This is a genomic window from Mycobacterium ostraviense, from assembly GCF_002705925.1.
In the GTDB taxonomy this organism is placed as follows: Bacteria; Actinomycetota; Actinomycetes; order Mycobacteriales; family Mycobacteriaceae; genus Mycobacterium; species Mycobacterium ostraviense.
In genome coordinates, this window is the sequence record NZ_NKRE01000001.1 from 1343759 (window position 1) to 1357397 (window position 13639).

Below are 13639 nucleotides of genomic sequence, written 5' to 3' on the forward strand. Positions count from 1 at the left end.
CTTGTGGGTGTTGCTGCGTTCTTGAACGGACTATGGTCGCCGCCTGGCACTCGGGGAAGAGTCGTTTGTCAGGACTAAGTGGACGAAGGTCCTCTACCGGGTGGCACCAACATGTTCACGAACCTGCCGGTGGCACGTAGCCGCCGGCCGATTGCCGCAACTGCCAAATCTGGGCTGGGCACAATTCGCCGACCGCCTGGCTGATCAGATAGGAGGCCTGATACTCGTCGGCGGTGCCGAAGTCGCTTTTGACCTCGCTCATGATCTGTGGGTAGCGCTCCCCGGCCCGCACTTTCTCACAGATGCCGTTCCCATACGCCAGCGCGGTCGCGGCGTCGGGGAAGTTGTAGCCCGGGCGCACCGTCACATTGACCAGGTAGGCCACCGCGTCGGCGTGGGCCGCGGGTGAACCGGTAGCCACCACGACGACCGACCCGACGGCGGCCATGGTCAGGCCGAGCCCCTTGGCGCCGGGTGGTCGGCCGGTGCGCCGTACACGGCGACGACCACGCTGCGGTCCAGGCTGTTCTCCGACCACACGCCCATCTGCGTATAGGCGCAGTTCTGCATGATCGCCAGGTATGCGGGGTTGTAGTACCACTGGTTGATCACCTCGATGCCGCTGATCGCGAGGGCCGGGTTGATAGCCACCGTCTCGGCGACGCTGCCGCGATAGCCCGCGGCGGTCGCGCGGTCCTGCACGGTCGAGCCATCAGAGCCGAAGTCACCGTCGAGGGCCCGATTGTTGAGCACGTCGACGGTGTGCCATTGCGCTGCGAGTTGCAGCTGCAGGTTGATCCGCACATCGTTGGTGCAGCCGGCGTTGTGCTGCACGGTGTAGACGTTCGCGACGACACTGTCGTTGAGCCGCTTGTTGTCCGCGTTCGCGGGCGGCATTGCTGCGAGCGCTCCGGCCGCGAACGCAGCGGACAAGATCGGGCCAACCGCATTCACTCGTGCGGTTCGGCGATCCATTTGCGCGCTTCGTCGACTTGCGCGTCGGAGAATGCGCGGTACTCCCCGGGCCACAGAAAGCCGAAGAACTGGCTGAATTTCGCCACATGGGCCATCCATTCCACGTCGGTGACCAAGGCGGCGCGTTCCCAGTCGAAGAAGTGGCCGAAGCCGAACTTCGAATCCTCCCAGACCGCACCGGGATCGAATTTCTCGAAGTCAGGCGGTATCTCAATGTAGATCCGGACCTTCTTGTGACGGGCCAGTCTGTCTTCGAAGTCGGGTATCAGTATCGCGTCATAATCGGCTTTCGTCACATGCCCATGCAAGGCGAACGCTGCGACGTTGTCGGGAAAGCCGTCCAGTCGCTCGATCACTTTGGCTCCTCATGTCTGCTCACCCGGTGAAGTCTCTTGTGGTCATCTTCTCCTCGCCCGGCGCGGTGGCGTAGAGACCAAAGTCACCGAAGCACCACCCACGCCGCCGTCGCCACCGACGGCGCGCCGGTAAACGGGTAGCGCCGAAGCGCCGTGCGTCGGGCCTAAAATTGGGCGCGATGAGAGTCGGTATCGACTTCGGCACCACGCACACCGTCGCCGCAGTCGTCGACAGAGGCAACTACCCCGTCGTTTCCTTCGACGGGGTGGAGACCTGGCCGTCGCTCATCGCCGCGAATACGGCCGGAGAGATCCGGTTCGGGCCGGATGCGGCCGCCGTACGCCGCGAGCCGGGGTGGTCGGTGCTGCGCTCGTTCAAACGCCTGCTCAACGACGCCGGACCGCACACCGCGGTGAACCTGGCCGGCCGCGATTACCCACTGGCCGAGCTGCTCACCGGCTACCTCGCCCAGTTGAAAAATGGTCTCTGCCATCGCTCCAACGCCGGACTCGAGCCCGGCGAACCGATCGAGGCGGCGATCAGTGTGCCGGCCAATGCGTCCAGCGCGCAACGCTTTCTGACGCTGGACGCCTTTGTCGCGGCGGGCTTTCACGTCGTCGCAATGCTGAACGAACCGTCTGCGGCCAGCCTTGAGTATGCCCACCGGTACCGCTCCACCATCACCGCCAAACGCGAATACGTCCTGATCTACGACCTCGGCGGCGGCACCTTCGACGCCTCGCTGCTGAAAATGACGGGCCAGGTCAACGAGGTCGTCGTCAGCGAGGGCATCCAGCGTCTCGGTGGCGACGATTTCGACCAGGCGATACTGCAGCTCGTCGTGTCCGGCGCGACGCTGCCGGGAGCTGCCGAAGCATCCGACCTGCTGCGCGAGGAGTGCGCCGCACGCAAGGAGGCCATCGGGCCGCAGACCCGCCGCTTCCTGGTGGACCTGACGGTGGTCGACGGGATCGACCGGCCGCCGTTCGCCTGCGGCATCGACGACGTGTACGCGGCCTGTGCGCCGCTCGTCGACAAAACCATGGACGTGCTCTCGCGCGTGCTGCGCGACCCAGTGGCAACCGGAAGCGGCGTCGCCTGGTCCGAGGTGGCAGGCATCTACCTGGTGGGCGGGGCCGGCAGCTTCCCGCTGATTTCTCGGATGCTGCGCGCCACCTTCGGGGACAAACGCGTGAAACGCTCGCCGCACCCGTTTGCCGCGACGGCCATCGGGCTGGCGGTCTTTCTCGACACGAAAGCGAATTTCCAGTTATCCGAACACTTTTCGCGGCATTTCGGAGTCTTCCGCGAGGCGCGGGCCGGCGCCGACGTAGTGTTCGACCCGATCGTGCCCAAAGACGCCTCGCTTCCCGCCGACGGGCATTCGCCGCTGATCATCAGGCGAACCTATCGGGCGGCCCACAACATCGGACATTTCCGGTTCGTGGAGTGCAGCCGCCTGGTCAACGGCCGTCCCGACGGGGACGTGACCCCCTACGATCCCGTCTACTTCCCCTTCGACCCTGCCCTGTATGACCACCACGACCTTGGGCGGCAACCCGTCGGCCGCTGCAACGACGGGCCCGATGTCGAGGAACGCTACGTCGTCGCCCCCGGCGGCGCGGTGGAAGTGACCCTGACAACCCAGCCCACCGGCTTCAAGCGCACCTTCCGGCTGGAACGAAGCGCTCCTGCAGGGCTGTGACCATGGACCTGTACAAGGTCATGCGAACGACGTTCGCGGCACGCGAGTTCACCGACGACCCGCTGCCCGACGAGGTGTTGGGCCGCATCTTCGACAACGCCCGGTTCGCGCCCAGCGGCGGCAACCGGCAAGGCGCCCACATCACCGTGGTGCGCAACGCCGACGTCCGTCGTCGCCTGGCCGAGCTGGGCATCCCGGCCGCTCGCCGCTACCTCGCCCAGCTGACGGCCGGTGAAAATCCTTGGAACTCCATTCATCCCAGCGGTGTGCCGCAGCAGGTCGTCGACAGCACCGAAGTTCCGCACGCATTCGTGGCGTCGGTTACGAAAGCGCCTGTGGTACTGGTGGTTTCCGTCGACCTGGAGGTGGTCGCGGCGCTGGATCGGGACCTGGACCGGGTCGGCATCGCCGCCGGCGCGTCGGTGTATCCATTGGTGTGGAACATCCTGCTGGCCGCTCGGAACGAGGGCTACGGCGGCACCATCACCACCATGGCGATCGCCGGGGAAGAGCAGGTGCGCGCATTGCTGGGCATTCCCGACACCCACGCGGTCGCCGCGATCGTGCCGCTCGGCAGGCCCACCCGCCAACTGACGAAGCTGCGCCGCCGGCCGGTTGCCGAGTTCGTCACCCGGGAGCGCTTCGGCGGCCCGGCATTCCACGCCTAAATTTAAGACCGGCTGCGGCACCTCAGTCGATGGCGTCGCGATAGATGTCCAACAGCCGAAACCTGGTGGCATCGAGATACTCTCCGAGTACGGCAATGACACGCTTTTGCAGTTCGTACCCGAGTTCGTGGTCCTCTTCGCATTTCTGGCGCAGGCACTTGCCGTCGAAGACGATCGCCCGTGTCATCTCAGCCGCGCGCGCATCGAAGCGCCAGTGGTAGGGCGGCACCAGCCACGACCATCCGAGGATGTCGCCGTCGCCGAGTGTCTGCACGACCAGGCTGCCGTGGCCGGGAGAAGACGTTTCGAGCGCGATCTTGCCGGCGCGAATCAGGTAGAAGTGATCCGCGTGCTCACCTTCGCGGCAGATCAGCTCGCCGGCGTTGAAGCGCACGTTCGCCGCGCACCCGACCGCCAACTGCAGATAACGCGGGTCCATCCCGCTGAAGAACCGATGCCCGGCCAGCACGCCTTCCAGGGTCCGCACTGTGAATTCCTTTCGTTGGTGACCAGTCAGGCCACGAGCCCGGCGGCTTCCTCCAATTGCGTCAACGCGGGCTCGATCGCGTCGGCGAGGTCGTCGATATCGTCGGCGACCTCCGGGGTGGTGACGAAACCGAAATCGATGGACCCGCGGTAGCTGAAGCAGGTGACGTTCAGGCCCACCTCCATGGTCAGGGGGCCGATCGGTATCAGGCTTTCCACCACCGCGCCGGCCAGATAGATCGGGCAGTCGGGCCCGGGGACGTTGGAAATGACGAGGTTTATCGGGGCGACGCGGCCGCCGAGACGGCTGGCGGTGTATGCGCGAACGGCCAGGGCCAGCAGGCCCGGCGGTGTCGTATCCGTCAGGCCCATGGCCTGGTGGGCCGTGAGCGCCTTGGCCATCTCCTTGGCGCCCCGGGAATTGCGGTAGATGGTGTTCAGTCGCTCCGCGACATCGGCGACGTCGGAGGCCAGGCTCATCGTCGTCGACGCGATCTGGTTGGCGGACTGCGAGTCGTCGCGGTGGGTCGAGATCGGAATCTGGGCGATCAGCGGCCGCTCGGGCAGCTCCCCACGCTCCTCGAGGTAGCCCCGGAGGGCACCCGAAACCATCGCCATCACAACGTCATTCAGCTTCACGCCGAAGGTCTGCTTGACGGCCTTCACCCGCTCCAGCGGCACCCGGGTGAAAGCGACCCGCCGCTCGGGCGTGAGGTCGGCGTTGAACCGGGTGGTCGGGGCCTGGAAGAAATGCGGCGGTTTGTTGGCCAGTCGCCGCACGGCCAGCTGCTGAACCAGCGTCTGCTGCAGGATCCGCGCCAACCGGTAGGGGGTCGCGACGGTGACGTTGAACATGGCGCCCAGCGCACGCCGCTCGAAACGCGGCATGCCGGCGCCCGACGACTCCTGGACCCCGACGGCCGGTGGCCGCGGTTCCGGCGTGACGTCCAGCATGATCTCACTCAGGCCGACGCCTGACACCCCGTCGATGAGGGCGTGATGGATTTTGGTCAGGGTCGCGGCACGACCGCCCTCGAGACCCTCGATGAACCACATTTCCCACAGGGGTCTGCTGCGCTCCAGCGGATAGGACATCAGGCGGCCGACAAGCTCCTCCAACTCGCGGCGTCCGCCTGGCGAGGGCACCGCGACGCGCCGGATGTGATAGTCGATGTCGAGCTTGGTGTCCTCGACCCACCATGGCCGGTCCAGGCCAAAGGGCGCGCCGGCGACCCGGCACCGCAGCAACGGCAGCTCCGGAAGTCGGGCAGCCATGAGGTCTTTGACCACATCGAAACTGAAGTTGGGCGCCTCGGCGGGATTACAGATCGCCAGACCGCCGATGTGCATTGGGCAGGTATGGGTCTCGGCGAACCAGAACGCCGCGTCCAGAGCGGACAACCGCCTCACGACGACAGCGTAGAGCGTCGCGGGCAACCTCGAAACACCCCTATCCGCCGAGAGTGGTGTCACCGGGGTCGGGCTCGGGTTTGTCGCGGCCCAAGAGTTCGAGCGCCAGTGACTTCAGCGCGCGGTAGTCGACCTTGCCAAGCACGGTGCGCGGCACCTGGTCGACCATGAGCACCACCTTGGGCGCCTTGAACCCGGCGATGAGCTTGCGGCTGTGGTCTTGCAGCTGCTCCAGGCTCAAGGTCGCACCGGCGCGCAACTGCACCAGCGCGGTGACCTGTTCGCCCCACCGTTCGTGCGGGGTACCGACCACACCGGCGTCGAAGACGTCGGGGTGTCGCAGCAGCACGCCTTCGACCTCCTCGGGGTGGATCTTCTCGCCGCCGGAGTTGATGGTGACCGCGCCGCGCCCCAGCAGCGAGATGGTGCCGTCCGGCTCGCGACGGGCGAGATCGCCGGGCAGCACCCAGCGTTTGCCGTCGATGTGTTTGAAGGCGGTCGCCGTCTTGTCCGGGTCGTTGAAGTAGCCGAGCGGAATGGCGCCGCTGCGCGCCAGCATGCCGACCTGGCCGACCGGGCAGGGCCGCAGTTGCTCGTCGACCACCATCACGTCGGGGTCCGCGTCGAATATCGGTGTGGTCCTGGGCTTTCCGTCGTCGAAGCGGTTCAGCGTGACGCCGGACTCCGAAGCGCCCAGGGTGTCCCTGATGATGCGGTTGGGCAGCGCCTCGCGCAGCTGCGCGCGTACGCCCGCCGACAGCGGCGCCGCCCCGTTGGCCACCGCCAGCACCCTTCCCACATCCCATCGGTCCGGTTCGGCCAGCAGTGCTTCGGCAAGTGGGCGGGCGGTGGCGTCGCCCAGGACGGCGATCGCGGTGACCTTGGCTGCCGACGCCAAGTCGAGCGTGTTGGCCGGGTCGAAGCTGCGCCGGGTGGTCACCACGAACGTACCACCGGCGACGTGGCAGTTGCCCAGGATCCACTGGGTGCCGCCGTGCATCAGGGGTCCGACGGTGAGCACCCGCACCGGAAACTCGTTGGCGGCCGCCTCCGCGCCGAGCTGCTCGACGCTGTCCAGCGGGGCATTCCAGCGCTGGGCGTTCAGCGCGCCGCGGATCAGGTCTTCCTGGCGCCACACCACACCCTTGGGCAGACCGGTGGTGCCGCCGGTGTACAGGATGTAGAGGTCGTCGCCGCTGCGGCCGGTGATGCGGCGCCGCGGTGACGCGCTATCCAACGCCGCGTCGTAGTCCTGCCCGAGCACCAGCAACTGCCCCAGGTGCGGCAGCGCCGGCCGGATCTCATTGACCAGATCGACGTATTCGGGGGCGACGATCGCCAGCACGGATCCGGAGTTTCCGTAGATGTGCATCAGCTCGTGCTCCCGATAGCGGTAGTTGACGTTGATCGGGACCGCGCGCGCCTTGAACGCCCCGTAGAACGCGTCCACCCACTCGATGCAGTTCATCGCGTGCACCGCGATACGGTCACCGGGCCGGATGCCCGCGGACACCAGGTGGTTGGCCAACCGCATTGTGCGCTCGTCGATTTCGCCGTAGGAGTACTCGCGGTCCTCCGTGATGACAGCTGGCCGGTCGGGGACCGAGTCGGCCATCTGCTCGATGATGTCGGCAAGATTCCAGGGCCGCGACCTCATGGCACAAAGGTAACGCCGGGCCGGACGCGACCGGGCCGGATTTCCCTGGAAAGCTCAGTGTCCATACCGCATTGCGTGGCGTTAACGGGACTTGAAGGAGAAGACATGCCCGCCAACAGGATTGTCGTCATCGGGGCCGGGTGTGCGGGTCTTTCTGCCACGTACACGCTGCGCAAGAACGGGATTGGCGTGGTCACCTTCGAGGCGAGCGATGTGGTGGGCGGGCGTTGCCGGACCGTCGTCGAGGACGGGTACGAATTTGTGGCCGGCGCGGGCAGCACCGAACCGCAATGGGCCACCACCTTCCAATACCTGGCGGAACTCGGTCTGTTGGACCGGATATATTCCATCCAAAAGCAGCGTTACGGGTTTGTCCGCAATGGCAAAGTGCGCACGTTGTTCGTCGGAGGCAATTTCCGGGAAACCATCAAGACGCTGCCCGAGAACGTCAAGTTTTTCTTTACCGGGATTCCCTGGAAAACGTATCCCCAGACCGTGAGTGCGTTCCTCGCGCTGCGCCGCTACATGAAATTGGTGGACACCACAAATCAACACCTCGGCGCCTTGGCCGAGATCTCCAATACCAGCGCCGAAGATTTCGTGTTGGCGCACGGCGGGCGGGAGGCCCTGGAATGGGTGTTTCACCCGTTCTTGTCGACCATGATCCTGGCGCGCCCGAAGGATATTTCGGTCGTCCATCCGATCCTGCTCTTCTCCCTGATGAAAGGGATGCGATCGATGGAGGGCGGCCTGGGAAGCATCACCGCCGGGTTGTACGAGCGGGTGCGCGATTGTGTCCGTCTCAATACTCCGGTGACCAAGGTGGTTATCGAGGACAACCGGGTGCTGGGCGTGGAAACGAAGGACGGCTTTGTCGAGGCCGAGCGGGTGGTCTGTGCCGTCGACGCCGTGGTCGCACGGCAGTTGATCCCCGATCTTCCCGAGCCGATGCACAGGGCCCTTGCCACGTGTAAATACAGCTCCACTTACTCCTATCAGTTCGGTCTGGACAAACCGCTCGTCGAGCAGAAAGACACGCCCTTCTACGTCGTCATGATCCCCGCCGGCGAGCAGACGGTCCTGGATTTTGCCTCCCTCGGCAGCAACTCGAGAGATAAGCCGGTGGTCATTGTGCCCACTCGTGGCTGGGAGGATGAAAAGCTCGCCGGATTGAGCGCGGCGCAACGCCGCCGGCTGGTGATCTCCGAGATGCAGAAAATATGCCCCACCTTCCCCGACGAGCCGAAAATCACTAAGGTGTTCCGCTGGGATCGCGCCATCAACCTGCAATCGCCCGGGCAGTTCGTGGCAATTCAGGACCTGCTCGACAATCACCTGCACGATGTCAACGGTTTGTACCTGGCGGGCGAGTACCTGTTTCCCATCGCGTGCACCGAGGGCGCGCTAGCGACCGGGAAGAAGGCGGCCGAGACGATCATTGACGATCTCGCGGGCGCACGCTAGCGCGAGGCGGCGCAGGGTGTGGCGGCGGCGCAGCGTCGAACGTGCAACTGCTGCGAGATTTCCCACGAAAATTCGCAGCAGGCTCACGCTCGGCGGAATTACCTGCCGAAGCCACCGCAGCCTGCCGCGTTGTGCCAAGGTTGTCTCGATGGAAAGGAGACATTCTCAATGTCCACATGGCTTATCACCGGCTGTTCGAGCGGGCTCGGGCGTGCGCTCGCCGAAGTCGCTATCGGCACCGGCCACAACGTCGTCGTCACCGCACGTGACGTCACCACGGTCGCCGAGCTGGCCGAGGCAACGCCCGACCGGGTGCTGACCGTGGCTCTCGACGTCACCAAACCCGACCAGGTCACCTCCGCGGTGCACGCGGCCGAAAAGCGGTTCGGCGGCGTCGACGTGCTGGTCAACAACGCCGGCTACGGATACCGCTCCGCGGTCGAAGAGGGCGACGACGCCGACATCCGCGCCCTGTTCGAGACGCATTTCTTCGGCAGCGTCGCGATGATCAAGGCCGTACTACCAGGCATGCGGGCTGCCCGCTCCGGCTCGATCGTGAACATCTCCTCGATCACCGTTCAGCTGACCCCGGTGGCCTCCGGCTACTACTCCGCGGCGAAGGCCGCCATCGAGGGCATGAGCGGGGCGCTGCGCGGTGAGCTTGCGCCCCTTGGCATTTCGGTAATCGTCGTCGAACCCGGGGCATTTCGCACCGACTTTGCCGGCCGCTCGCTGACCCAGTCGGCCACAGTTATCGACGACTACGCCGCCACCGCCGGGCAACGCCGCATCGAAAACGACACCATGCACGGCAACCAACAGGGCGACCCCGCCAAGGCCGCGGCGGCGGTCATCACGGCCGTCGAGTCGCCCAAGCCGCCAGGGTTCTTGCTGCTCGGGCCCGACGCGCTGATGGCCTATCGCTACATCGCCGACACCCGTGCCAACGAGATCGCCGAGTGGGAAGAGCTCACCGCCGGTACCAATCTCGACTCCTGAAAGACGATCACTCCGATGTGGCCCGCCGCACGGCATACAGCCGAACCTCGCCGTGAACCCCCCTGAGATGGCGGGCGCCGACGAACGACCACTGGAGGCCCGGCGCGTCGCCCATCGCCTCGCGTGCGGCCTCGGTCACCCACACCGCGCCCGAAGGCGCCGCGTGGGTGACCCGGCTGGCCAGGTTCACCGGGTTGCCGTACCAGTCTCCGGAACGGCTGATGGCGCGTCCGAACGCGAATCCCACCCGCAGCCGCAGGATTTTCTCGGCGGCCGCCGCCTCGACCAGGTCCAGCACCGTGGTCAGCAGTTGCGGCGGTTCGGCGCAGACCAGCATCACCGCGTCGCCGATCGTCTTGACGAACTGCACCGGACTCGTCGTGACATCGTGAGCCAGATCGCTGAGCCGAAAGGCGATCAATCCCAGGTCGTCCGGCGGCAGCTGCTCCCCCAGCCGCGTGAACCCGACGAGATCGGCAAAGGCAACGGCCACATCCCGCGCACCCGGCAAGGTGCCGGCGGCGCGCTCGGCCACGTTGATCGCCTCGGTCTCGAACGAATGTCGCAGCACCAGCCGCAACAAATCGTCGACCATCGGGCCAAGCAGCGGCTCGGCCTGTTGCGCCAGGTGTTCGAAGGCCTTCGCCAGATCGAGCTCGGTGGCGCCCGGCCGTAGCGATGCCTGCAGGGCCGCCCGGCGCAGCGCCACCGCCGGGCCGGTGAGGCCCTCGACCAGAAGTCTCACGACCAATCCGACCCGTGCCGGATCCAAGCCCAGGTCGACCAGCCGCGCGGCGTTGAGCACCGCCTCCGCGTCGGCGCGTGACCGCAGCGGCGAATCGGGGTCGTAAACCCGAACCAGCCCCGCCGCGCGGTGCAGCCGTTGCAGCAGTTCGAGGCTGACGCCACTGGACTCCGAAATCTCGCGGGCCGACACCGTGGTTCCGTCGTCGCCGATCGCGCGATTGGCGGGCAAGAGCATCGGAATGAACGCGTCGCGGATCTGGTCGACGTCGAACCCACGATCGAGCAGCCAGCTGATGAGCTCGGCACGCTCCTGACGCGCCCGGCCGTCGAGGTGATCGAGCAACCCCAACGACTCGACGTCGTCGTTGTCCGGCTCTACTGACACCGCGTCAACGTACAACAACCTAGGGCCTTCCGACCCTCGTTATGCCCCACCACAGACCCCTAGCATCGGCTCATTCGGGAGACCCACAACGCGTTTCCCCGAGTCGAGGATCCGACCATGACCACTACGCAAACCGAAAAAGCCTCACCCATCGACGCACCCGCGGTCGGCGAGGACCGCAAACGCGAGGTCGACGCGATAGTCGACGCGGCAGCGCAGGCGGCCCGGGCGTTCCGCACCCTCGATCAGCAGCAGGTCGATGCGATCGTCGAGGCGATGGTGCGCGCCGGAGTGCGTGCAGCGGGCGAACTGGCGGGTGTGGCGATCGAGGAGACCGGGTTCGGCGTCTTCGAGGACAAGGTGGTCAAGAACTACGTGGCCACCGAGTTCCTCCACGACTATCTGCGCGACAAAAAATCGGTGGGAGTCATCGACGAGGACGTCGAACACAACATCGCCTACGTCGCCGAGCCGATCGGAGTGGTGCTGGCCATCACCCCGGTGACCAACCCGACCTCGACGGTGCTGTTCAAGGCGATCGTGGCCGCAAAGACCCGCAACGCCATCCTGTTCCGGCCATCGCCCTATGCGGTGCGCTCCTGTGAACGCAGCCTCGAAGTCCTGCGCACGGCCGCCGAAGCGGCCGGGATGCCGCCCGGGGCGCTGCAGGTCATTCCCGACGCGGCCCACGAGGTCACGCACTATCTGTTCAAACATCCCCAGGTCGATTTCATCTGGGTGACCGGCGGCCCGAAGATCGTCGCGCTGGCGAACGCGGCCGGAAAGCCCGGCCTGTCCGTCGGGCCCGGCAACGCGCCCATTTACATCCACAAAACCGCGGACCTCAAGGGCGCCGTCGTCGACATCCTGATCTCGAAAACCTTTGACTCCTCGGTCATTTGCCCGGCCGAGCAGACCTGCGTCATCGACGACGAGATCTACGACGGGGTGATCGCCGAGTTCGAGCGGATGGGCGCCCAGCTGCTCACCCCCGAGCAGGCGAAGGCGGTGGCCGAGTTCGCGTTCGGCTGCGGCGACAAGATCTCGCTGGCGGCGGTCGGACAGAAGGCGTCGGAACTGGCCGCACGAGCCGGATTCAGCGTGTCACCGACGGTGAAGGTGCTGCTGACGGAGCTGCCGGCCGACCTGGACGAACTCGCCGCGCACCCGTTGGTGCAGGAAAAGCTGATGCCCGTGCTCGGGGTGGTGCGTGCGCGCAGCGTCGCGCACGCCATCGACGTCGCCGTCCTGGTCACCGAGCACGGGGGGCTGGGCCACACCTCGGCGGTCTACGCCAACGACGAAAAGGTGATCGAGGCATACGGTTTGGCGGTTCGCACCGGCCGCATCCTGGTCAACGCGCCCACGTCGGTCGGAGCACTCGGCGGCGTCTACAACAACCTGACGCCCACGTTCTCGTTGGGCTGCGGCACCTGGGGCGGGTCGAGCACCACCGAGAACGTCAACTACCGGCAACTGCTCAACATCAAGACCGTGTCGCGCCGCCGCACCCCGCCGCAGTGGTTCCGGGTCCCGTCCAACACCTACTTCAACGAAGGCGCGTTGGACAACCTGCGCGAGCTGGACTGCGAAACCGTGGTGCTGGTGACCGATGCCCTGACCGAGGAGCGCGGCGTGGTCGACACGCTGCGCGGCAAATTACGCACCGATCACGTGCAGGTGTTCGCCGAGGTGACCCCGGAGCCCGACGAGTCGACCATCCGCCGTGGCGTCGCGCTGCTGGCGCGAGTGCAACCCGATCTGTTGATCGCCGTCGGCGGCGGCTCGGTGCTGGACGCCGGCAAGGCGATCCGGCTGTTCTACGAACACCCCGAGAAGAGCCTCGACGACCTGACGATGCCGTTCCTCGATCCCCGCAAGCGGGTAGCCGATTATCCGGTGGACCGTCATCGTGTTCAATTGGTCGCCGTCCCAACGACATCGGGCACCGGATCGGAAGTGTCGCCGGCGGCGGTGTTGACGGTGCGCGGCAAGAAGGAGACGCTGGTCGACTACAGCCTGGTGCCCGACCTGGCGATCGTCGACCCGGTGCTGACCTCGTCGATGCCGCCGCAACTGACCGCCGACACCGGCGTCGACGCGCTGACCCACGCGCTGGAGGCGGCTGTCTCGATCTTCGCCTCGCCGTACACCGATGCGTTGTGCGCCCAGGCAGCGCGTCTGATCTTCGACGCACTGCCGCAAGCTTACGAGCATCCCGACGACCTGTCCGCGCGCACCGCCATGTCCAATGCGGCCACCCTTGCCGGGCTTGCGTTTTCGAACGCGTTCGTCGGGACGAACCATGCGCTCGCCCACGCCGTCGGTGCGAAATTCGGGATCTCGCACGGCCGGGCCAACGGCATTTTTCTTCCCCATGTGCTGCGCTACAACGCAAGCCTGCCAAGCAAATTCATGCCGGCACCCGGATATTCGGCCTACGTCGCCCCGGACAAGTACGCACAGCTCGGCCAGCTGATCTTCGGCGGCCACGAGCCCGACGAGTGCCGCCGCCGGTTGTTCCACGGGGTCGACGATCTGTTGGACCGGCTGAAGATGCCGCGGTCGTTGCGCGAGTTCGGCGTCGACGAAGAGGCTTTTTTGGAGGCGCTGCCGGCGTTGGCGATGACGGCCTTCGAGGATCTGAGCAACCGCACCAACCCGCGGATGCCATTGGTCAGCGAGATCACCTCATTGCTTCGGCTGGGCTACTACGGTGACGGCAGCCTCGGGCAGTCACCCGGAAGCTGACCGATTGCCGCGATTCCCCGGACGTTTCGACCGGC

The 13639-nt window shown here is 66.0% G+C and carries 11 protein-coding genes and 1 pseudogene; 5 read left to right on the forward strand and 7 right to left on the reverse strand.

Translation table 11 applies throughout. The annotated features are described in order from the left end of the window. Positions 1-115 precede the first annotated feature (115 nt). The 3 genes and pseudogenes from CDN38_RS05895 to CDN38_RS05905 all read right to left on the reverse strand — a co-directional run bounded on the left by CDN38_RS05895 (position 116) and on the right by CDN38_RS05905 (position 1331). On the reverse strand, positions 116-448 hold the full coding sequence (locus CDN38_RS05895) for a DUF732 domain-containing protein (protein ID WP_099318851.1): 333 nt from the start codon (positions 446-448) through the stop codon (positions 116-118). Positions 449-453: 5 nt separating this feature from the next. Continuing rightward, positions 454-975, reverse strand: a pseudogene (locus tag CDN38_RS05900) (CAP domain-containing protein); the annotation flags it as partial. Beyond that, complete coding sequence (locus CDN38_RS05905) at positions 951-1331, reverse strand: SpoIIAA family protein (RefSeq protein WP_075509399.1); 381 nt, start codon at positions 1329-1331, stop codon at positions 951-953. The gene CDN38_RS05905 and the pseudogene CDN38_RS05900, both read right to left, overlap by 25 nt. Positions 1332-1510: 179 nt before the next feature. Here CDN38_RS05905 and CDN38_RS05910 point away from each other — a divergent pair, with 179 nt between their 5' ends. After that, positions 1511-3037, forward strand: a complete 1527-nt coding sequence (locus tag CDN38_RS05910; protein WP_099318853.1) for an Hsp70 family protein — start codon at positions 1511-1513, stop codon at positions 3035-3037. 2 nt (positions 3038-3039) lie between these two features. Beyond that, on the forward strand, positions 3040-3705 hold the full coding sequence (locus CDN38_RS05915) for a nitroreductase family protein (RefSeq protein WP_075509397.1): 666 nt from the start codon (positions 3040-3042) through the stop codon (positions 3703-3705). A 22-nt stretch (positions 3706-3727) separates the two neighbouring features. Here the strand turns inward: CDN38_RS05915 and CDN38_RS05920 are convergent, their stop codons facing one another. From CDN38_RS05920 to CDN38_RS05930, 3 genes are read right to left on the reverse strand one after another with little or no spacing between them, the layout of a single operon-like run. Further along, positions 3728-4192, reverse strand: a complete 465-nt coding sequence (locus tag CDN38_RS05920; RefSeq protein ID WP_063471875.1) for a cyclic nucleotide-binding domain-containing protein — start codon at positions 4190-4192, stop codon at positions 3728-3730. A 26-nt stretch (positions 4193-4218) separates the two neighbouring features. Beyond that, complete coding sequence (locus tag CDN38_RS05925) at positions 4219-5601, reverse strand: WS/DGAT/MGAT family O-acyltransferase (protein ID WP_099318854.1); 1383 nt, start codon at positions 5599-5601, stop codon at positions 4219-4221. A gap of 40 nt (positions 5602-5641) precedes the next feature. Continuing rightward, positions 5642-7258, reverse strand: coding sequence for an AMP-binding protein (locus CDN38_RS05930; protein ID WP_099318855.1), 1617 nt, complete (start codon positions 7256-7258; stop codon positions 5642-5644). A gap of 105 nt (positions 7259-7363) precedes the next feature. Here CDN38_RS05930 and CDN38_RS05935 point away from each other — a divergent pair, with 105 nt between their 5' ends. Further along, complete coding sequence (locus tag CDN38_RS05935; protein ID WP_075509394.1) at positions 7364-8722, forward strand: protoporphyrinogen/coproporphyrinogen oxidase; 1359 nt, start codon at positions 7364-7366, stop codon at positions 8720-8722. A gap of 168 nt (positions 8723-8890) precedes the next feature. Continuing rightward, positions 8891-9721: an oxidoreductase gene (locus CDN38_RS05940; protein ID WP_075509393.1), complete on the forward strand. Its 831-nt coding sequence runs from the start codon at positions 8891-8893 to the stop codon at positions 9719-9721. Between the two features lie 7 nt (positions 9722-9728). Here CDN38_RS05940 and CDN38_RS05945 read toward each other — a convergent pair whose 3' ends face one another. Next, the gene (locus tag CDN38_RS05945) at positions 9729-10853 is read right to left on the reverse strand and encodes an adenylate/guanylate cyclase domain-containing protein (RefSeq protein WP_075509392.1); all 1125 of its coding nucleotides are present in this window, start codon (positions 10851-10853) and stop codon (positions 9729-9731) included. Between the two features lie 117 nt (positions 10854-10970). Here CDN38_RS05945 and adhE point away from each other — a divergent pair, with 117 nt between their 5' ends. Next, positions 10971-13604 (forward strand): bifunctional acetaldehyde-CoA/alcohol dehydrogenase, encoded by a 2634-nt coding sequence (gene adhE / locus CDN38_RS05950; protein WP_075509391.1) that lies wholly within the window; start codon positions 10971-10973, stop codon positions 13602-13604. The last annotated feature ends 35 nt before the right edge of the window (positions 13605-13639 follow it).

Excerpts from the sequence above, each read along its gene's own strand:
- adhE (WP_075509391.1), top strand. The coding sequence starts at position 10,971 with ATGACCACTACGCAAACCGAAAAAGCCTCACCCATCGACGCACCCGCG.
- CDN38_RS05910 (WP_099318853.1), top strand. The coding sequence starts at position 1,511 with ATGAGAGTCGGTATCGACTTCGGCACCACGCACACCGTCGCCGCAGTC.
- CDN38_RS05940 (WP_075509393.1), top strand. The coding sequence starts at position 8,891 with ATGTCCACATGGCTTATCACCGGCTGTTCGAGCGGGCTCGGGCGTGCG.
- CDN38_RS05935 (WP_075509394.1), top strand. The coding sequence starts at position 7,364 with ATGCCCGCCAACAGGATTGTCGTCATCGGGGCCGGGTGTGCGGGTCTT.
- CDN38_RS05930 (WP_099318855.1), bottom strand. The coding sequence starts at position 7,258 with ATGAGGTCGCGGCCCTGGAATCTTGCCGACATCATCGAGCAGATGGCC.
- CDN38_RS05915 (WP_075509397.1), top strand. The coding sequence starts at position 3,040 with ATGGACCTGTACAAGGTCATGCGAACGACGTTCGCGGCACGCGAGTTC.
- CDN38_RS05895 (WP_099318851.1), bottom strand. The coding sequence starts at position 448 with ATGGCCGCCGTCGGGTCGGTCGTCGTGGTGGCTACCGGTTCACCCGCG.